Source organism: Pseudomonas syringae, from assembly GCF_021606685.1.
GTDB classification, from domain to species: Bacteria; Pseudomonadota; Gammaproteobacteria; order Pseudomonadales; family Pseudomonadaceae; genus Aquipseudomonas; species Aquipseudomonas syringae_R.
The window spans coordinates 1-19130 of sequence record NZ_WKCB01000028.1 but is presented as its reverse complement, the minus strand read 5'-3'; the positions used below and the strand labels follow the sequence as shown (position 1 = coordinate 19130).

The following is a 19130-nucleotide window of genomic DNA, read 5'->3' as shown; positions in this document are numbered from 1 at the left end:
CACAACAAGCCTGCTTGCCACATCTAAGCCTGCTTGCCACAACAGGCTTGTCTGCCACAGCAAGCCTGTTTGTTACAACAGGGCTGCTTGCCACTAAAGCTTGGTTGCCACAGAGGCCCAGCGAGCAGAGGGTTAAGCGGCGCTTTCGACCAAGCGGTGCCACAGCGCGTAATACACCCGACCCGACTTCTGCTCCCGGTGCAAGCGCCAGCTGCCTGGCAAGCCGAGGGTGGATGGCGCCGTCTCGCTTTCAGTGTAGATCCACGCGTCGGGTGCCAGCCACTGGCGCTCTTCGAGCAAAGTACACACGGTCGGCAGCAGGTTCTGGTTGAACGGCGGGTCGAGGAAGACCACGTCGTATTCGCTGGCTGGCTGGGTTTCCAGGTAGCGCAGCGCGTCAGCCGTTTGAACCTGGCCCGTGGTGCAACGCAGGGTGCCCAGGTGTTCCTTGAGGCTGGAAACCGCCACATTGCTCGCGTCCAGTGCCTGGGCCTGGGAAGCACCACGTGACAGCGCCTCCAGGAACAGCGCGCCGCTGCCGGCAAACGGGTCCAGCACTTTGGCCCCGCCGATGTACGGCGCCAGCCAGTTGAACAGGGTTTCACGCACGCGATCCGGCGTTGGGCGCAGGCCTACGACGTCGGGGAAACTCAGCTTGCGGCTGCCCCATTCGCCACCAATGATGCGCAGTTGGCCCACACCGTTGTGTACGTTGTGGACAGGTTTTTTCGGGCGAGATGAACTGGCCATTAATGCTCCGGAACCCCGAGCGGCTGCTCGGCGGGTTTATCAGTGGGGGGCGGTAGTGGCTTTTGCGCAATCGTCGGGCCGGCGGTCACGATGACCATCTTGTCGGCGCTCAAGTGTTTGTTCAAGGCAGCCTTGACCTGCTCTACGGTCAGGGCCTGGGATTGTTTCATGAAATCCTCAAGATAGCTCAGCGGCAGGTTATAGAACCCCATGGCGCCCAGCTGCCCGACGATATCCGCATTGCTCGCGGTGGACAGCGGGAAGCTGCCCGCCAACTCGCGCTTGGCGTCATCCAGCTCTTTTTGCGTCGGGCCGGTCTTGAGGTAGTCGGCCACCACATCCCCGACCAGGCGCAGGGTGCCGCCGCTCATTTCGGCGCGGGTCTGCAGGTTGATCATGAACGGGCCGCGCACCTGCATCGGCGAGAAGCCGGAGTACACGCCGTAGGTCAGGCCGCGTTTTTCGCGCACTTCGCTCATTAAACGGGTGCCGAAGCCACCGCCGCCGAGAATCTGGTTACCCAGCGACAAGGCTGCGTAGTCCGGGTCGGCACGGTCGATGCCCAGTTGGGCGAACAGCAAGTGCGTCTGCTTGGACGGGAACTCGATACGGCTCAGGCCCGGTTTGGGTTCGGTCGGCTGGGCGATTTTTGGCAGCGCCGGGCCCTTGGGCAGCGATGCGGAAACCTTGGCCGTCATGGCTTCGGCTTCGGCGCGGGTCAGGTCGCCGACCACCGCAATCACCGCGTTGCCTGCTGCGTAAGCCTTGGCGTGGAACGCCTGCAGCTGCGCGAGGGTAATCGTGGGGACGCTCTCTGGCGTGCCTTCGCTCGGGTGCGCGTAAGGATGGTCGCCGTACAGGCGCTTGAACAGCTCAAGGCTCGCCAGCTTGCCGGGGTTCTGTTTCTGGTATTCGAAGCCGGCCAGGATCTGGTTCTTGATCCGCGCCAGGGAGTCGGCGGGGAAGGTCGGCTTGCCGATCACGTCATCAAACAGGGAAAGCGCGGCGTCGCGTTTGTCGCTGTCGCTCAGGCTGCGCAGGGACACGAGCGCCATGTCGCGGTATGCGCCATTGCCAAAGTCGGCACCCAGGCCTTCGAACTCGCGGGCGATCTGGCTAACGTCCTTGCCCGGCACACCTTCGTTGAGCATGGCGTTGGTCATCAGCGCCAGGCCCGGTACGTTGCCGTCCTGGCTGCTGCCGGCGGCGAACAGGATGCGCACGTCGAACATCGGCAGTTCATGGGCTTCGACAAACAGCACCTTGGCGCCTTCGGCGGTGGTCCAGGTTTGCACGTCGAGCTTGCGGTTGGTCGGCGCCTTGCCGTCCAGCTCTGCCAGCGATTGCAGTTTGTTGGCTGATTCGGCCTTGTCCAGCGCCTGGCTGGCGACGGATTCGCCCGGGCGGACGATGTACACGCAACTCCCCGCGATTACGACGATGATCGTCAGCAGGAGTAGGGTCAGGCGGCTGCCGTTGCGATTACTCATGAGCGGTCTCCTCAGGCAGAACATGGGCGACGCTCAGACGCTCGCGGGTGAAATAGGTACGCGCGGCCTTCTGGATATCTTCCGGCGTCACGCTTTGCAGGTCGGCCAGCTCGCTGTCCATGAGCTTCCAGGACAGGCCGACAGTTTCCAGGGAGCCGATGGCCGTGGCCTGGCTAGTGATGGAGTCACGCTGGTAGACCAGGCCGGCGATGACCTGGGCGCGGATGCGTTCCAGCTCTTCGGCGGTTGGCGGCTTGGCCTTCAGCTCGTCCAGCAGGCGCCACAGGCCGGCTTCGGCTTGGGCGACGGTTTTCTTTTTCTGCTGGTTGGGTGTGGCGCTCAACATGAACAGAGTGTCACCGCGGGTATAGGCGTCGTAGTTGGTGGACGCAGCAGAGACCAGCTCTTCACCGCGTTCCAACTGCTCGGAGATACGTGCGCTGTAGCCGCCGTCCAGCAAGGCAGAGATCAGGCGCAGAGCCTGAACCGAGCGTTTGTCGTCGGCGGTGGCCAGGCCGGGTACGTTGAAGCCCAGCAGCACACTCGGCAGTTGGGTCTGCACATGCAGGGTCAGCTGGCGCTCGCCGGGTTCTGCCAGCTCCATCGGGACCTTGGCCGGTGGTACGTCGCGCTTGGGAATCGGGCCGAAATAGCGCTGGGCCAGGGTTTTAACCTCGTCCGGGGTCACGTCGCCCACCACCACCAGCGTGGCATTGTTCGGCACGTACCAGGACTGGTACCAATGGCGCAGCTCTTCGACTTTCATACGGTCCAGGTCGGCCATCCAGCCGATGGTCGGCGTGTGGTAGCCGCTGGCGGGGAAGGCCATGGCCTTGAAGCGCTCGTAGGCCTTGGACATCGGGTTGTCGTCGGTACGCAGGCGGCGTTCTTCCTTGATGACCTCGATCTCGCGGCTGAACTCGTCTGCCGGCAGGCGCAGGCTGGCCATGCGGTCGGCTTCGAGCTCGAAGGCCACGCCCAGGCGGTCGCGGGCCAGCACCTGGTAGTAGGCGGTGTAGTCGTCGCTGGTAAAGGCGTTTTCTTCGGCGCCGAGGTCGCGCAGGATCAGCGAGGCTTCGCCGGGGCCGACCTTGGCGCTGCCCTTGAACATCATGTGTTCCAGGGCATGGGACAAACCGGTCTGGCCTGGGGTTTCGTAGCTCGAACCGACCTTGTACCAGACCTGGGAAACCACCACCGGCGCGCGATGGTCTTCGCGTACGACCACCTTGAGGCCGTTATCCAGGGTGAATTCATGGGTGGGTTGTGGGTCGGCAGCCAAGGCTGTGAGAGGCAGACAAACTGTGCTGAACAGCAGGCCTGCGGCGCGGCGGGCTAGAGCATTCATTCGTTTTTAAACCTGTTGGGCTGCCCGCTTGGTCTTAGCGTCAGCGGGCGAGGAGGTGCTAGGATACTGATCCGACCTAGGGACGGCCACTGTGGCTGTCTTGTTAAGGCTCTATTTGGCCTTACAAAATGTTGCGCATGAACGAGCTGGCTAAAAAACAGTCTGTTACGCATCGAATTTTATTTACCGGCGCGCCCCTTGGCGCGTCGCTACCTTGAGATAGCCGTCTCCATGTTTGGTTCCAACGACGACAAGAAGACCCCAGCTGCGGCTGGCGAGAAGAAAGGCCTGTTCGGATGGCTGCGCAAAAAGCCGCAGGAAACCGTTGCCGAAGAGCCGCAGGTTCACGCTGAACCTATCCCCGAGCCTATAGTAGAAGCCGAACCGGTTGCCCCGGCCCCGGTTGTATTGCCCATGGCCGAGCCGGTGCTGCAGCCGGTGGCCGAGGTCGAGGTCGAGGTCGAGCCAGAGCCAGAGCCAGAGCACAAACCCTGGCCGGAACTGCCGGTGGCTGAAGAGCCCGTGGCACTGGTTGAAGATGTACAGGCCGAGCACGTGGCCCCGCCGATTCCAGCGGTGGTTGAGCCCGTTGCAGTGGTGGTCCAGGCGCCACCCGTCGAGCAAGTGCCTGTTGTTGTGCCTGCGCCTGCGCTGGTCGCGGCTCCCGCCGTTGTCGAGCCGGAGCCGGTCCCCGTTGCCGCCGAAACCAGCAAGTCCGGCTTCTTTGCTCGCCTCAAGCAGGGCCTGAGCAAAACCAGCGCCAGTATCGGCGAAGGCATGGCTAGCCTGTTCCTGGGCAAGAAGGTCATCGATGACGAACTGCTGGAAGACATCGAAACCCGCCTGCTGACCGCCGACGTGGGCGTCGAAGCCACTGCCGTGATCATCCAGAGCCTCACTCAGAAGGTCGCGCGCAAGCAGCTGACCGACGCCGACGCGCTCTACAAATCCCTGCAGGCCGAGCTGGCCGCAATGCTCAATCCGGTGGAAGCGCCACTGGTGATCACGCCGAACAAACCCTTCGTGATTCTGGTGGTGGGCGTCAACGGCGCCGGCAAGACCACCACCATCGGCAAACTCGCCAAGAAGCTGCAGTCGGAAGGCAAGAAGGTCATGCTCGCGGCCGGTGATACCTTCCGCGCCGCTGCCGTGGAGCAATTGCAGGTGTGGGGGGAGCGCAACAAGATCCCGGTGATCGCCCAGCACACTGGCGCTGATTCGGCTTCGGTGATCTTCGATGCCGTGCAAGCTGCCAAGGCGCGCAACATTGATGTGCTGATCGCGGATACCGCCGGTCGCCTGCACACCAAAGATAACTTGATGGAAGAACTCAAGAAAGTGCGCCGCGTGATCAGCAAGCTCGACGCCGACGCCCCGCACGAAGTGCTGCTGGTGCTCGATGCGGGCACTGGCCAGAACGCTATCAGCCAGGCCAAACAATTCAACCAGACCGTGCAACTGACCGGCCTGGCATTGACTAAGCTCGACGGCACGGCCAAGGGTGGCGTGATTTTCGCCCTGGCCAAACAGTTCGGGTTGCCGATTCGTTACATCGGTGTCGGTGAAGGCATCGACGACCTGCGCACCTTTGAAGCCGAACCCTTTGTACAGGCACTCTTTGCCGAGCGGGAGCGTTCATGATTCGATTCGAACAGGTCGGTAAACGCTATGCCAACGGGCATGTGGGCTTGCATGAGCTGAGCTTTCGAGTGCGTCGCGGCGAATTTTTGTTTGTAACCGGCCATTCGGGCGCCGGCAAAAGCACCTTGCTGCGTTTGCTGCTGGCCATGGAGCGCCCAACCACCGGCAAATTGCTGTTGGCCGGCCAAGACTTGGCCACCATCAGCAATGCGCAGATTCCCTACCTGCGCCGCCAGATCGGCGTGGTGTTCCAGAACCATCAGTTGCTGTTCGATCGCACCGTGTTCAACAACATCGCCTTGCCGTTGCAGATTCTCGGGCTGTCCAAGGCCGAGATCGTCAAGCGCGTGGATTCGGCCCTGGAGCGCGTGGCGCTGTCGGACAAGACCGACCTGTACCCGGGTGACTTGTCCACCGGCCAGCAGCAGCGTGTAGGCATCGCCCGCGCCATCGTCCACCGCCCGGCCCTGCTGCTGGCGGACGAACCCACCGGTAACCTCGACCCGCGCCTGGCGGCCGAGATCATGGGCGTGTTCGAAGACATCAACCGCCTGGGTACCAGCGTGTTGATTGCCAGTCACGACCTGGCGCTGATCGCACGCATGCGCCATCGCATGCTGACCCTGCAGCGCGGCCGCCTGATCGGTGACGGGGAGGCCGGCGTATGAGTGCCACACGCAGCCCCAAAGTTTCTGAACGCGTGGCGCCGAAACCGGCTGACCCGCAACCGCAGAAGAAAAAACACGATCACGATGACGACGGTCCGGACTTCAGCACCTTGTTGCGTGCCTGGATCGAAAGCCACCGCGCCAGCCTGCTCGACAGCCTGCGTCGCCTGGGCAAGCAGCCGATTGGCAGCTTCTTCACCTGCCTGGTGATGGCCGTGGCCCTGAGCCTGCCAATGGGCCTGTCGCTATTGCTCAATAATGTGGAGCGTCTGGGTGGCTCCTGGCAGCGTGCGGCGCAGATTTCGCTGTACCTGAACATCGATGCCAGCGCCAAAGAGGGCGAAGCCCTGCGCGATGACATCAAGAACCTGCCGGGCGTTGCTGAGGCCGAGTACATCAGTCGCGATCAGGCGTTGGAAGAGTTCCAGCAACAGTCCGGCCTGGGCGAGGCGCTTAAAGAGCTGCCGCAGAACCCGCTGCCGGGCGTGGTGTTAGTCACGCCCAATGAAGTCGACAAGCCGGCGCTTGAGGCCCTGCGACAGAAACTGGCAGAAATGCCCAAGGTGCAGCAGGCGCAACTTGATCTGGTCTGGGTAGAGCGCCTGGCGGCGATCCTCAAGCTGGGCGACCGCTTTGTGTTCGGCCTGACGGTGCTGTTGGTGTCTGCATTACTTTTGGTGATAGGTAATACCATTCGTCTTCATATTGAAAACCGCCGCACCGAGATAGAAGTGATTAAACTCGTCGGCGGCACGGACAGCTATGTGCGTCGGCCTTTTCTGTACATGGGCGCGCTTTATGGCTTTGGCGCCGGGATTTTGTCCTGGGGCGTACTGGCTTTCGGCCTTGACTGGCTGAACGACGCGGTTGTCGGGCTTGCCGGCTTGTACGGCAGTGATTTCGCGTTGGCCGGCGTGCCGGTTGCCGATGGTCTGTCACTCTTGCTTGGCGCAGTCTTGTTGGGGTATATCGGTGCTTGGATTGCGGTCGCACGGCATTTACGTGAGTTGGCGCCCAAGTAGTTAATGTCAGATTAATGTGGTTTCGTTTGTATTGACCGTATCAGTGGTTTAGGGAACTTGTCCTACGGTTCCCGGTCAATTTTCGCAGTGCTGAACTGCACGAGTTATGTGAGTCGGAGGTTTTTTCGTATGACCACTTCTTTGCAACCTGCTTATGCCTTGGTACCGGGTGCAAACCTGGAAGCCTATGTGCACACGGTCAACAGCATTCCATTGCTGACGCCCGAGCAGGAGCGTGAACTGGCCGAGAGTCTCTACTATGAGCAGGATTTGGGGGCGGCTCGGCAGATGGTGCTCGCCCACCTGCGTTTTGTCGTACATATCGCCCGTAGCTATAGCGGCTACGGCCTGGCCCAGGCTGACCTGATTCAGGAAGGCAACGTCGGCCTGATGAAGGCTGTAAAGCGCTTCAACCCTGAGATGGGTGTGCGCTTGGTGTCGTTTGCCGTGCACTGGATCAAGGCGGAAATCCACGAGTTCATCTTGCGCAACTGGCGCATCGTGAAAGTCGCGACCACCAAGGCCCAGCGCAAGCTGTTCTTCAACCTGCGCAGCCAGAAAAAACGCTTGGCGTGGCTGAACAACGAGGAAGTCCACCGCGTGGCCGAAAGCCTCGGCGTGGAACCGCGTGAAGTGCGCGAGATGGAAAGTCGCCTGACCGGCCATGACATGGCCTTCGACCCGGCCGCGGAAGCGGACGACGACAGCGCCTTCCAATCGCCGGCCAACTACCTGGAAGACCACCGGTACGACCCGGCGCGTCAACTGGAAGACGCCGACTGGAGCGACAACTCCAACCACAACCTGCACGAAGCGCTGGAAGTATTGGACGATCGCAGCCGTGACATCCTCTACCAGCGTTGGCTGGCGGAAGAAAAAGCCACGCTGCACGACCTGGCGCAGAAGTACAACGTGTCGGCCGAGCGGATTCGTCAGCTTGAGAAAAGCGCGATGAACAAGCTGAAGTTGTCGATCGCCGCCTGATCCAGCAGGCAGCACGGGGTCAAAAATGTGGGAGGGGGCTTGCTCCCGATAGCAGAGTGTCAGTCGACATCAACGTGACTGATCCACCGCTATCGGGAGCAAGCCCCCTCCCACAGTTGTTTCTGTGTCGTGTCAGTCGGACCAGGGGGCTTTTCGGGAGTTGTTCAGTTCGACCAAGTAACCATCACCACCCAACTGGCTCATCTGTTGACGAATCCACGCCGCGCGCCTTGCCACATACGCGGTTGGATGGCTCGCACTCCATACCCGAGGGTTGGGCAATACTGCCGCCAGATAACTCGCCTGCTGCCGCGAAAGCCCCTTGGCACTCACCCCAAAGTGATGCCGCGCCGCCGCTTCTGCGCCAAACACCCCGTCATCCCACTCCACGCTGTTGAGGTACACCTCAAGAATTCTCTGCTTGGGCCACAGCACCTCGATCAACCCGGTAAACCACGCCTCCAGGCCCTTGCGCAGATAGCTACGGCCGGCCCACAGGAACAGGTTTTTCGACACCTGCTGGCTCAACGTGCTGGCGCCACGAATCGAACCGCCGCGCTCGTTGTGCAGGATGGCGGCCTGGATCGCACCGAAGTCAAAGCCCCAATGCTGCGGGAAGCGCTGGTCTTCACCGGCCATCACCGCCACTTTGAGGTCGTCGGAGATTTCGTCCCACGGCACCCAGGTGCGTTGCAGGTCAATGGGCTCGCCGTCGAACCAGGATTCGACTTTGCGTTCCACCATCAATGCGGTGAACGGCGGCGGGATGACACGAAACAGCAGCACCAGCAGCACACTGCCGATGGCAAACCATTTCACGACGTTGAGAAAGCGTTTGAAGAGGAGACGCAGCATAGAGATGGCTTGGCCGAACCCGTTGAGCGGGCCATTATACAGACCCTGCCCAATGAGTCTGACTGGAGTTCCTCATGCTGCGTAGCTTTCTGATGCTGGCTGCCTTTTTTGGCTTCACGGGTGTTGCCCTTGGCGCCTTTGCCGCCCACGGCCTTAAAAACCGCTTGAGCACCGAGTACCTGGCGATTTTCCACACCGGCGTAACCTACCAACTGGTGCACACCCTGGCGCTGTTTGGCGTGGCGTTGTTGGCGGCACATATTCCTGGCCGAATGGTCACTTGGGCCGGTATCTCCTTTGTCGTCGGTATCCTGCTGTTCTCCGGCAGCCTGTATGTGTTGACCATGACCGGCATCAGCAAGCTTGGGATCATTACGCCTTTTGGCGGCTTGGCGTTCTTGCTCGGCTGGTTCTTCCTTGGCTTGGCCGCCTGGCGCCTGCAAGCCATCTGACCGGGGGGCTTGGGCCCACAACCTCAATCGGGCTAGAATGCGGGCCCCTAAAAACGATGGCGGCCCGTGGCATGCGCATTCAGTTGAACGGCGAATCCTTTGAACTGCCCGACGGTGAAACCGTTGCGGCCCTGCTGACCCGTCTGGATTTGACCGGGCGTCGCGTCGCAGTAGAGCTCAATCTGGATATCGTCCCGCGTAGCCTGCACGCCGACACCGCCCTCACCGAAGGTGACCAGGTCGAAGTGGTGCACGCCATCGGCGGCGGCTAGTCGCTTACCCCGGATTCTGCAGAACCTCACCCCATTACGAGGATTTCCCATGAGCATCGTTCGTAGCGACAAGCCCTTCGTCCTGGCCGGTCGTACTTACCAGTCCCGTCTGCTGGTCGGCACCGGCAAGTACCGCGACATGGAAGAAACCCGCCTGGCCATCGAAGCCTCGGGTGCCGAGATCGTCACCTTTGCCGTGCGCCGCACCAACCTTGGCCAGATTGAAGGCGAGCCGAACCTGCTCGAAGTGCTGTCACCGGACCGCTACACCTTCCTTCCGAACACTGCCGGTTGCTACGACGCCATCGAAGCCGTGCGCACCTGCCGCCTGGCCCGTGAGCTGCTCGACGGCCACAACCTGGTGAAGCTGGAAGTGCTGGCTGACCAGAAAACCCTGTTCCCCAACGTGATCGAAACCCTCAAGGCCGCTGAAACACTGGTCAAGGAAGGCTTCGACGTGATGGTCTACACCAGCGATGACCCGATCATCGCCCGTCAACTGGCGGAAATCGGCTGCATCGCGGTGATGCCGCTGGCCGGTCTGATCGGCTCGGGCCTGGGCATCTGCAACCCGTACAACCTGCAGATCATCCTCGAAGAAGCCAAGATCCCTGTGCTGGTGGACGCGGGCGTGGGCACTGCCTCCGACGCCACCATCGCCATGGAACTGGGCTGCGACGCGGTGCTGATGAACTCGGCCATCGCCCACGCCCAGCAACCGATTCTGATGGCGCAAGCCATGAACCACGCGATCGTCGCAGGCCGCCTGGCCTACCTCGCCGGTCGCATGCCGAAAAAACTCTACGCCAGCGCCTCCTCGCCGCTGGATGGTCTGATCAAGTAAGAGCCATTGATGACTGAATCAAACGAAACGCCGAACACCGTGGAAGAAGGTGACGAGTCCAAGCACCGCCGCATCAAGAGCTTTGTGATGCGCGCCGGTCGCATGACCGAAGGCCAGCAAAAAGGCCTGGAGCAAGGTACGCCGCTGTTCGTGTTGCCGCTGGCGGATGCGCCGGTGGACTACGACCAGGTGTTCGGCCGTTCGGCCCCGCGCTCCCTGGAAATCGGCTTCGGCATGGGCCACTCCCTGCTGGAAATGGCGGCTGCTGCGCCGGACCAGGACTTTATCGGCGTGGAAGTTCACCGCCCAGGTGTCGGCGCGCTGCTCAACGGTGTGCTGACCCAAGGCCTGACCAACCTGCGCGTGTATGACTGCGACGCGATCGAAGTGCTCAACCGTTGCATCGCCGACAACAGCCTCGACCGCCTGATGCTGTTCTTCCCGGACCCCTGGCACAAAGCCCGCCACCACAAGCGCCGCATCGTCCAGGCCTCCTTCGCGGAGCTGGTGCGCAGCAAGCTGAAAGTGGGCGGTATCCTGCACATGGCCACCGACTGGGAACCCTACGCGGAATACATGCTGGAAGTGATGAACGTCGCCCCCGGCTATCGCAACCTGGCGGAAGACGGCAAATGCGTGCCACGCCCGGCTGAACGCCCTATCACCAAGTTCGAACGCCGTGGCGAGCGGTTGGGGCATGGGGTGTGGGATCTGAAGTTCGAGAAGTTGGCGTAACTCACCATTAGCTTGAAATGCAATCAAATGTGGGAGGGGGCTTGCCCCCGATAGCGGAGTGTCAGTCACCACAAACAGTGACTGGTCCACCGCCATCGGGGGCAAGCCCCCTCCCACATTTGTATCGACGTTTTGCTCAGGATCAGCGGCGGTCGGCGACTACACCGATCAGTACCAGTACCACGATCAACACCGGCGCCAGGCTGTAGTTATTGAACTGGCTCAACCCCCGTACAATCCACGGCGTGGCGTAGATCAACGCCGCGCCGCTGCCGATCATGCACACCAATGCCATTAACGGGACGCGCAATGCGCCTGCGATGCTGCCCAAGCGCGCTTCCACCCAGCCTTTGATATCGGCGCCAAACAGCACCAGCAGGCAGCCGACGAGGGCCAGGGAGATTTCCGACAGGTTGCTGCGGCTCCAGCGGGATACGGTGGCGAGCAGGTCGAGTACCAAATCCATTCGATTTCCTTAGAGCGATCAGCTCAAAAACTTCTGCAACAGGTCATTGAGAAAGAGTTGCCCGCGGTCGGTCGCCGCCAGGCGTGACGGTTCGACCTGCATTAAGCCACTTTGTTCTGCCTCGCGACGGCCTTCATCCAGGCTGGCCAGATCGAGGCCAGTACGCTCGGCGTAGAGCCTCGCGTCGACGCCTTCGGTGAGGCGCAACGCGTTCATCAGGAACTCGAATGGCAGCTCCTCGTTGGTCAGCTCCTTCGCACCCGCCTGAAAGCTTTTGGCTGGGTTGAGGTAGTCCTTCGGCGCTCGGGTTTTCCAGGTGCGCACAATGCGCCCGTCCGGATGGCTGAGCTTGCCGTGTGCACCGGCGCCGATGCCAATAAAGTCACCGAAGGCCCAGTAGTTCAGGTTATGCCGCGCCGGGCGGCCCGGTTGGGCATAAGCCGACACTTCATATTGCGCATAACCGTGTTCGGCGAGCAGTGCCTGGCCGGCTTCCTGGATATCCCACAAGGTGTCGTCCTCCGGCAGCGCGGGCGGCTGGTTCCAGAACACGGTGTTGGGCTCCAGGGTCAGCTGATACCAGGACAAGTGCGTGGGCTTGAGCGCGATGGCCTGGCGCAGGTCGCTCAGGGCATCTTCCAGAGACTGATCGGGCAGGCCATGCATGAGGTCCAGGTTGAAGTTGTCGAACCCGGCCTGGCGGGCCATGCCGGCGGCACGCACGGCTTCGTCGCCATTGTGGATGCGGCCCAGGGCCTCAAGCTTTTGCTGCTGGAAACTCTGGATGCCGATCGACAGGCGATTGATCCCCAGAGCGCGGTACGCCACGAACTTCTCTTGTTCGAACGTGCCGGGGTTGGCTTCCAGGGTGATTTCGATATCGGCTGCAAACGCAATACGCGCTTCCACGCCCTTGAGCAAGCGGCCCAGCGCGGCCGCGCTGAAGAGGCTCGGCGTACCGCCGCCAAAGAAGATCGAACTCAGCTCGCGCCCGTAAACCGCGTGCAGGTCTTGATCAAGGTCCGCCAGCAACGCGTCCACATACTCTTCTTCCGGCAGCACTTTACTGGCGGTGTGGGAGTTGAAGTCGCAATAGGGGCATTTGCGCACGCACCACGGGATATGGATATACAGCGCCAGAGGCGGCAGCACAGGCAGGGCCGCCCGAGGTGTTTGCGCGCCACCGTGGATCAGCGGCTGCGCAGAGGTGTTCTGGGTCATTTCAGGCTCAGGCGTTGGCGCAGCAAATCCATTGCGCGGGCGCGGTGGCTGATCTGGTTCTTGTCGGCCGGGCTCAGTTCGGCGCTGGAAACGTTACGTTCCGGCACCCAGAACAGCGGGTCATAGCCAAAACCGTGCTCACCACTGGCCGCGTGCAGGATGCGCCCGTGCCACAGGCCTTCGCACAAGATCGGCAGCGGGTCATCGGCATGGCGCACCAGGGCCAGCACGCAGACGAACTGTGCGCCGCGCATCGCGTCCGGTACGTCCTTGAGCGCGTCGAGCAGCTTGGCGTTGTTGGCCGCGTCGCCTTTGCCGTCGGCATAACGTGCCGAGTAGATGCCGGGCGCGCCGCCGAGAAAATCCACAGCCAGCCCCGAGTCATCCGCCAGCGCCGGCAGGCCCGAAATGCGTGCGGCATTGCGCGCCTTGAGGATGGCGTTCTCGACGAACGACAGGCCGGTTTCTTCCGGCTCCACCTGGCTGAACTCGCCAATCGAGCGCAATTGCACGGAGTCGCCGAGCATGGCCTGGAGTTCTTTGAGTTTGCCGGCGTTATGGCTGGCCAGTACGAGTTGTGTCAGGTTCATTTGTCGGCCGGGAAAAGTTCTTGGACGAAACTGAAACCGTGGGCCTTGCCCCCGCTTTCAACATTGATGGTGAACGTCCTGTATTCCTGCTGCGGCACGGAGTAGGGCGCGAGGTAATAGATCGCACCTTTCTCGGTGATCTGCTTGAACGTGAGTATTTCGCTCTTGCCGCTCAAGTCCTTGATGGTGCCGGTCACCTGCGCGGCCACCGGGGTCACCCCCTTGACCACCGACACATTGATCAAGCCTTTGTTCTTGCTGCGCACCACGCCGACGGCCTGGGCGGTTTCCGGCTGCAGGAAGCTGGAAGTGAAGGTGTTGTAATGCACGGTGATATCGCCGAATTCTTTCTGGCGGTTACCGTCGATAGCGTCCGCGGCCACGGCGCTGGCGCCCAGGCAGGCGGTGAGTAGAAAAACAGCCAGGCGACTCATGATCGTCCCTCTTGAAAATGATTAGACGGCAATCTTGTGGTCCGTCAGGCCAGGACTGCTGACCCGGTAAATACCGATTTCGCCCAACAGATTGGGCCATAGCTTACTCGCCCAGCCATGGCGGTGCTGTTGATCGACGGCAAGGCGGTTGATCACCTTGGCCTCACGCTCGCCACACAGCGCTTCGAAGTCTTCGAAGGTGCAGAAGTGGATGTTCGGCGTGTTGTACCAGGTGTAGGGCAGGAAGTCCGACACCGGCATGCGGCCCTTGGTGGCCAGGTACCAGCGGCAGCGCCAGTGCCCGAAGTTGGGGAACGTGATGATGCACTGGCGGCCGACGCGCAGCATTTCGTCGAGGATCCGGTCCGGGTAGTGCACCGCCTGCAGGGCCTGAGTCATCACCACGATGTCGAAGCTGTTGCTGGCAAAGTTGCCCAGGCCCTTGTCCAGGTCCTGCTCGATCACGTTGATGCCCTTGGCCACGCACTGGGCGATGTTGTCCGGGTCGTTTTCCAGGCCGTAGCCGGTGACTTGCTTGTTGTCGCGCAGCCAGCTCAGCAGTTCGCCATCGCCGCAGCCCAGATCGAGCACGCGGCTGCCGGCGGGTATCCATTCTTGGATGATGTCCAGGTCGGCTCTCATGGCGTTCTCACAGAGTTATGCGGTTCATGTAGTTGCCAAAGGCCTGCAGATAGCGCGGGATCGGGATCAGGAAGGCGTCGTGGCCTTGCGGTGCATCGATCTCCAGGTAGCAGACGTCTTTACGGGCGGCCATCAAGGCGTCCACCAGCTCACGTGAGCGGGCTGGCGAGAAACGCCAGTCGGTGGTGAACGACATCACGCAGAACTTGGCCGTGGCGCCCTCGAAGGTTTTCGCCAGGTCGTCGTCGTGGTTGGCGGCCGGGTCGAAGTAGTCCAGGGCCTTGGTCATCAGCAGGTAGGTGTTGGCGTCGAAACGGCCGGAGAACTCCTCGCCCTGATAACGCAGGTAGCTTTCCACCTGGAACTCGACGCTGTGGAAGTCGTAGTTGAGCTTTTCGCTCTTGAGCCCACGGCCGAATTTTTCGCCCATGGAGTCATCGGACAGGTAGGTGATATGCCCGACCATCCGCGCCAGCATCAGCCCGCGCTTGGGGATCACACCGGCTTCCTGGAACGACCCGCCGTGGAACTCGGGGTCGGTGAGGATGGCCTGGCGCGCCACTTCGTTGAAGGCGATGTTCTGCGCCGACAGTTTTGGCGCCGAGGCGATGGCCAGGCAATGGCGCACGCGGTCCGGGTAGGTGATGGTCCATTGCAGGGCTTGCATACCGCCGAGGCTGCCGCCGATCACGGCGGCCCATTGGTTGATGCCCAGCAGGTCGGCGAGGCGCGCCTGGCTGTGCACCCAGTCTTCCACCGTGAGCACCGGGAAGTCGGCGCCGAACGGCTTGCCGGTTTCCGGGTTGAGGCTGCTGGGGCCGGTGGAGCCGTTGCAGCCGCCGAGGTTGTTCAGGCTGACCACAAAGAACTTATTGGTGTCGATGGGCTTGCCGGGGCCGATGCAGCTGTCCCACCAGCCAGGCTTGCGCTCGTCGACCGAGTGGAAACCGGCAGCGTGATGATGGCCGGACAAGGCGTGGCAGATCAGCACGGCGTTGCTCGCCGTGGCGTTCAGCTGGCCATAGGTTTCATAGATCAGGTCATAGGCAGGCAGCGAACGGCCGCAGGCCAGGGCCAGGGGTTCGCTGAAGTGCGCCATTTGGGGCGCAACCAGTCCAACAGAATCGGGGGGAAAGGCAGCTGGCATCGACCCTGCTCTCGTTTAAATGAGGCGTAAGTCTAAAGAGCGGGGACCCTAGCGGCAAGCAAAGGCCTGCACGGATTCAATTCATACACAGATATAAAATGTGGGAGGGGGCTTGCTCCCGATTGCAGTGGGTCAGCTACAGATGAGCTGACTGATCCACCACAATCGGGAGCAAGTCGAGTCGTCGCACCGCCCCTCCCACATTTTTTACCGCGTGTCAGATCAGGCCGAACAGTTCCTTAGGCATGAACGCATAGAACGCCAGGCGCGGGATCACCCAGCTTTGCAGCAGCTGGATCGCGATAAACGCGAAGATCGGCGAGATATCCAGGCCGCCCAGGTTGGGGATCAGGCGGCGGAACGGCGCCAGCACCGGCTCGGTGATCTGGAACACCAGCTCGGCGCCCGGGCTGCGGCTGCCCGGTGCGACCCACGAGAGGATCACGCTGATGATCATCGACCAGAAAATGATCTTCAGGAACAGCGAGAAAATCCCGATCAGCGCCCACGGCAACAGCAGCACCGTGAAGGCCTGGTAGCCGTTGAGCATCAGGATCACCACGAACAGCAGGATCTGCAGCAGCAGCGCCAGCACCAGCGACGACATGTCCAGGCCGAACAGGCTGGGGATCACCCGGCGCAGCGGTTTGAGCAGCGGCTGAGTGGCCTTGACCACGAACTGGCACAGCGGGTTGTAGAAGTTCGCCCGCACCAGTTGCAGGATAAAGCGCATCAGCACGATCAGCAGGTACAGGCTGCCCAGGGTCTGGATGATAAAGACGGCAGCGTCATTGATTCCGAGCATGTTTGTTTCCTATCGAGTCCGGTTGCAGGTAGGGGACGACTATTTGCCCAGTTGCTCGGCCATTTCAGCCGAACGGTGTGCCGCGGCACCCAGCGCTTTTTCCACCAGGGCTTCAAAGCCCCCGGTTTGGAACGATTCGATGGCTGCTTGCGTGGTGCCGCCCGGCGAGGTCACGCGACGGCGCAGTTCGGCGGCGTCCACGTCACTGCCGACCGCCATGTGCGCGGCGCCCAGGGCCGTCTGCTCGGCCAGTTGCTCGGCGATTTCGCGGCTCAGGCCCAGTTTCACGCCGGCGGCGGTCATGGCCTCGATCAGCAGGAAGAAGTACGCCGGGCCGCTGCCGGACACGGCGGTGACCGCGTCCAATTGCTGCTCCTGCTCCAGCCATAGGGCGATGCCCACGGCGGACAGCAGCTCCTGGGCCTGGCTGCGCTGTTCGGCGCTCACTTGGGCGGTGGCGTACAGGCCGCTCACGCCCTGGCGCAGCAGCGACGGGGTGTTGGGCATGCAGCGCACGATCGGCTGCGTGCCGAGCCAGTTGTTCATGCTGGCGCAGGTGATGCCGGCGGCGATGGATACCACCAGTTGGTGCGGCTGCAGGCTCGGGCGCAGGCTTTCGCACACGGCTTTCATGGCTTGCGGCTTGACCGCCAGCACAATCACGTCGACGCCCTGGATGGCTTCGGCGTTGTCGGCGAAGGTGTCGATGCCGTGCTCGGCTGCGACGCGGGTCCGGGTCTCGGCGCCGGGGTCGCTGGCGCGGATCTGCGCGGCTTCCAGGCCCTTGGCCCGCAGGCCTCCGATCAGGCTGGCCGCCATGTTACCGGCGCCGATAAAGGCAATACGCGTGTTGCTCATGACAGGTCCTTACTCAGATGGAAGTCAGCCATTTCACGGCTGGCCGTAGTCGCGGGCGCCAAACAGGGCGGTACCGATGCGCACCCAGGTGGCGCCTTGGGCGATGGCCGACTCGAGGTCGTGGCTCATGCCCATGGAAAGTGTGTCGAGCGCCAGGTTCAAACCGGCTTGCAGGTCACGTACCGTCGCGAACGCTGCGTCCTGTGCGGCCCGATCGTCCGTCGGCTCAGGGATCGCCATCAGACCGCGCAGCTTTACACGCGGCAGCGCACTGATCGCATTGGCCAGGGCCGGCAGGTCGGCGGGCGTACAGCCGGACTTGCTGGCTTCGCCACTGACATTGACCTGGATGCAGATATTCAACGGTGGCAGGTCGGCCGGGCGTTGTTCGGACAAGCGTTGTGCAATTTTCAGGCGGTCCACGGAATGCACCCAGGCGAAGTTCTCGGCGATCGCGCGAGTCTTGTTCGATTGAATGGGGCCAATGAAGTGCCAACTCAAGGGCAGGTCGGTTAATTCAGCCTGTTTGCCCAGGGCTTCCTGCAGATAATTCTCGCCAAAGTCGCGCATCCCGGCGGCGTAGGCCTCGCGCACGGCTTGCGCGGGTTTGGTCTTGCTCACGGCCAGCAGGTGGATGCTGCTTGCGTCACGTTGCACGGCGTCGGCTGCGGCGCGGATGCGCTGGCTAACCTGGCCGATGTTGTCTGCTATCGTCGACATTCAAGATGCGCCCGTGGATATGGAGTCCGCGGCATTCTACTGGAAATGGAAAGCCCTATGGATATCACTGAACTGCTGGTGGCCGGCGTGCGCCGTGGCGCCTCGGACCTGCATTTGTCCGCCGGTGTGGCGCCGATGCTGAGGATCGATGGCGAGGTCTGGCCCCTGGATTGGCCGGTACTTTTACCCTCGCACGTTGTGGACTTATTGAGCCCGCTGCTCAACCAGCACCAACAAAAGGATTTCGAAACATCTCTTGATACGGATTTTGCCTTCGAGCTGCCCGGTGTTGCGCGCTTTCGCGTCAACGTATTCCAGCAGGATCGCGGCATGGGCGCGGTGTTTCGCACCATTCCCTCCCAGGTCCGCAGCTTGGAAAGCCTCGGCCTGGGGGAGATGTTCCGGCGTATCGCGCAGTTGCCGCGCGGCCTGGTGCTGGTCACCGGGCCCACCGGCTCCGGCAAGTCCACCACCCTGGCGGCGATGATCGACTACCTCAATCAGCATCGTCGTCAGCACATCCTCACGCTGGAAGACCCTATCGAATTTATCCACACGCCAAAAACCGCGCTGATTAACCAGCGCCAGGTTCACCGCGATACCCATAGTTTTTCCACCGCCCTGCGCTCGGCGCTGCGCGAAGACCCGGACGTGATTCTGGTGGGCGAACTGCGCGACCTGGAAACCATCCGCCTGGCGCTGACCGCGGCGGAGACGGGGCACTTGGTCCTAGGCACACTGCACACCACGTCGGCGGCAAAGACCGTGGACCGGCTGGTGGACGTGTTCCCGGCGGGGGAAAAGGCCATGGTGCGCACGATGTTGTCGGAGTCGCTGCAGGCGGTGGTGTCTCAGGTGCTGGTGAAGAAGCTCGGCGGCGGGCGCGTGGCGGCCCATGAAATCATGCTGGGCACGCCGGCCATTCGCAATTTGATCCGCGAGGACAAGGCGGCGCAGATGGTTTCGGCGATTCAGACCGGTGGGGCGCTGGGGATGAAGACGTTGGATATGAGTTTGAAGGCGTTGGTCGTTGCGGGCGTGGTTAGCCACGAAGAGGCGAGGGCGCAGGCGAGGGTGCCTACAGACATATGAGATTTTTCACACAATAAAAATCAAATGTGGGAGGGGGCTTGCCCCCGATGGCGGTGGATCAGTCAGCTTATCTGTAGCTGACCCACCGCTATCG

General features: G+C 61.9%; 22 protein-coding genes. 9 read left to right on the top strand and 13 right to left on the bottom strand.

Annotation, left to right across the window (positions count from 1 at the left end; translation table 11 throughout):
* Positions 1-132 precede the first annotated feature (132 nt).
* From rsmD to GIW02_RS13100, 3 genes are read right to left on the bottom strand one after another with little or no spacing between them, the layout of a single operon-like run.
* Complete coding sequence (gene rsmD, locus GIW02_RS13110) at positions 133-750, bottom strand: 16S rRNA (guanine(966)-N(2))-methyltransferase RsmD (RefSeq protein WP_236415203.1); 618 nt, start codon at positions 748-750, stop codon at positions 133-135.
* On the bottom strand, positions 750-2240 hold the full coding sequence (locus tag GIW02_RS13105) for a M16 family metallopeptidase (protein ID WP_236415205.1): 1491 nt from the start codon (positions 2238-2240) through the stop codon (positions 750-752). Before GIW02_RS13105 ends, rsmD begins: the two co-directional genes overlap by 1 nt.
* Positions 2233-3588: a M16 family metallopeptidase gene (locus GIW02_RS13100; protein WP_236415207.1), complete on the bottom strand. Its 1356-nt coding sequence runs from the start codon at positions 3586-3588 to the stop codon at positions 2233-2235. The genes GIW02_RS13105 and GIW02_RS13100 overlap by 8 nt, the downstream gene beginning before the upstream one ends.
* Before the next feature lie 231 nt (positions 3589-3819).
* Here GIW02_RS13100 and ftsY point away from each other — a divergent pair, with 231 nt between their 5' ends.
* The 4 genes from ftsY to rpoH all read left to right on the top strand — a co-directional run bounded on the left by ftsY (position 3820) and on the right by rpoH (position 7903).
* On the top strand, positions 3820-5229 hold the full coding sequence (gene ftsY, locus GIW02_RS13095; protein WP_236415209.1) for a signal recognition particle-docking protein FtsY: 1410 nt from the start codon (positions 3820-3822) through the stop codon (positions 5227-5229).
* A complete protein-coding gene (gene ftsE / locus GIW02_RS13090; protein ID WP_017737950.1) occupies positions 5226-5897 on the top strand; it encodes a cell division ATP-binding protein FtsE in 672 nt (223 codons plus the stop codon). Before ftsY ends, ftsE begins: the two co-directional genes overlap by 4 nt.
* The gene (ftsX, locus tag GIW02_RS13085; protein ID WP_236415211.1) at positions 5894-6919 is read left to right on the top strand and encodes a permease-like cell division protein FtsX; all 1026 of its coding nucleotides are present in this window, start codon (positions 5894-5896) and stop codon (positions 6917-6919) included. The genes ftsE and ftsX overlap by 4 nt, the downstream gene beginning before the upstream one ends.
* A 129-nt stretch (positions 6920-7048) precedes the next feature.
* Complete coding sequence (rpoH, locus tag GIW02_RS13080) at positions 7049-7903, top strand: RNA polymerase sigma factor RpoH (RefSeq protein ID WP_003176698.1); 855 nt, start codon at positions 7049-7051, stop codon at positions 7901-7903.
* A 132-nt stretch (positions 7904-8035) separates the two neighbouring features.
* On the opposite strand, the gene mtgA is transcribed toward rpoH, so the two are convergent.
* The gene (mtgA, locus tag GIW02_RS13075) at positions 8036-8758 is read right to left on the bottom strand and encodes a monofunctional biosynthetic peptidoglycan transglycosylase (protein ID WP_236415213.1); all 723 of its coding nucleotides are present in this window, start codon (positions 8756-8758) and stop codon (positions 8036-8038) included.
* A 74-nt stretch (positions 8759-8832) separates the two neighbouring features.
* Between mtgA and GIW02_RS13070 the strand changes: the two genes are divergently transcribed.
* The 4 genes from GIW02_RS13070 to trmB all read left to right on the top strand — a co-directional run bounded on the left by GIW02_RS13070 (position 8833) and on the right by trmB (position 11061).
* A complete protein-coding gene (locus tag GIW02_RS13070) occupies positions 8833-9210 on the top strand; it encodes a DUF423 domain-containing protein (protein WP_236415215.1) in 378 nt (125 codons plus the stop codon).
* Positions 9211-9281: 71 nt separating this feature from the next.
* Positions 9282-9482, top strand: a complete 201-nt coding sequence (thiS, locus tag GIW02_RS13065) for a sulfur carrier protein ThiS (RefSeq protein ID WP_010207247.1) — start codon at positions 9282-9284, stop codon at positions 9480-9482.
* A gap of 49 nt (positions 9483-9531) precedes the next feature.
* A complete protein-coding gene (locus GIW02_RS13060; RefSeq protein ID WP_236415217.1) occupies positions 9532-10326 on the top strand; it encodes a thiazole synthase in 795 nt (264 codons plus the stop codon).
* A 9-nt stretch (positions 10327-10335) separates the two neighbouring features.
* Positions 10336-11061, top strand: a complete 726-nt coding sequence (gene trmB, locus GIW02_RS13055; RefSeq protein WP_236415219.1) for a tRNA (guanosine(46)-N7)-methyltransferase TrmB — start codon at positions 10336-10338, stop codon at positions 11059-11061.
* A 142-nt stretch (positions 11062-11203) separates the two neighbouring features.
* Here trmB and GIW02_RS13050 read toward each other — a convergent pair whose 3' ends face one another.
* The 9 genes from GIW02_RS13050 to GIW02_RS13010 all read right to left on the bottom strand — a co-directional run bounded on the left by GIW02_RS13050 (position 11204) and on the right by GIW02_RS13010 (position 17944).
* Positions 11204-11527, bottom strand: coding sequence for a DUF3392 domain-containing protein (locus tag GIW02_RS13050; RefSeq protein WP_015886351.1), 324 nt, complete (start codon positions 11525-11527; stop codon positions 11204-11206).
* An 18-nt stretch (positions 11528-11545) separates the two neighbouring features.
* Positions 11546-12748, bottom strand: coding sequence for a radical SAM family heme chaperone HemW (hemW, locus tag GIW02_RS13045; RefSeq protein ID WP_236415222.1), 1203 nt, complete (start codon positions 12746-12748; stop codon positions 11546-11548).
* Positions 12745-13338, bottom strand: a complete 594-nt coding sequence (gene rdgB / locus GIW02_RS13040; RefSeq protein WP_017139457.1) for an RdgB/HAM1 family non-canonical purine NTP pyrophosphatase — start codon at positions 13336-13338, stop codon at positions 12745-12747. Before rdgB ends, hemW begins: the two co-directional genes overlap by 4 nt.
* Positions 13335-13772, bottom strand: a complete 438-nt coding sequence (locus tag GIW02_RS13035; protein ID WP_236415225.1) for a DUF4426 domain-containing protein — start codon at positions 13770-13772, stop codon at positions 13335-13337. Before GIW02_RS13035 ends, rdgB begins: the two co-directional genes overlap by 4 nt.
* A gap of 21 nt (positions 13773-13793) precedes the next feature.
* Complete coding sequence (metW, locus tag GIW02_RS13030; RefSeq protein WP_105521094.1) at positions 13794-14414, bottom strand: methionine biosynthesis protein MetW; 621 nt, start codon at positions 14412-14414, stop codon at positions 13794-13796.
* A 7-nt stretch (positions 14415-14421) separates the two neighbouring features.
* The gene (gene metX, locus GIW02_RS13025) at positions 14422-15561 is read right to left on the bottom strand and encodes a homoserine O-succinyltransferase MetX (protein ID WP_236415226.1); all 1140 of its coding nucleotides are present in this window, start codon (positions 15559-15561) and stop codon (positions 14422-14424) included.
* Positions 15562-15778: 217 nt separating this feature from the next.
* On the bottom strand, positions 15779-16366 hold the full coding sequence (locus GIW02_RS13020) for a YggT family protein (protein ID WP_236415228.1): 588 nt from the start codon (positions 16364-16366) through the stop codon (positions 15779-15781).
* Positions 16367-16405: 39 nt separating this feature from the next.
* Positions 16406-17224, bottom strand: coding sequence for a pyrroline-5-carboxylate reductase (proC, locus tag GIW02_RS13015; protein WP_236415231.1), 819 nt, complete (start codon positions 17222-17224; stop codon positions 16406-16408).
* 33 nt (positions 17225-17257) lie between these two features.
* A complete protein-coding gene (locus GIW02_RS13010) occupies positions 17258-17944 on the bottom strand; it encodes a YggS family pyridoxal phosphate-dependent enzyme (protein ID WP_236415241.1) in 687 nt (228 codons plus the stop codon).
* 57 nt (positions 17945-18001) lie between these two features.
* Here GIW02_RS13010 and GIW02_RS13005 point away from each other — a divergent pair, with 57 nt between their 5' ends.
* Positions 18002-19036 (top strand): type IV pilus twitching motility protein PilT, encoded by a 1035-nt coding sequence (locus GIW02_RS13005; protein WP_236415244.1) that lies wholly within the window; start codon positions 18002-18004, stop codon positions 19034-19036.
* Positions 19037-19130 lie beyond the last annotated feature (94 nt).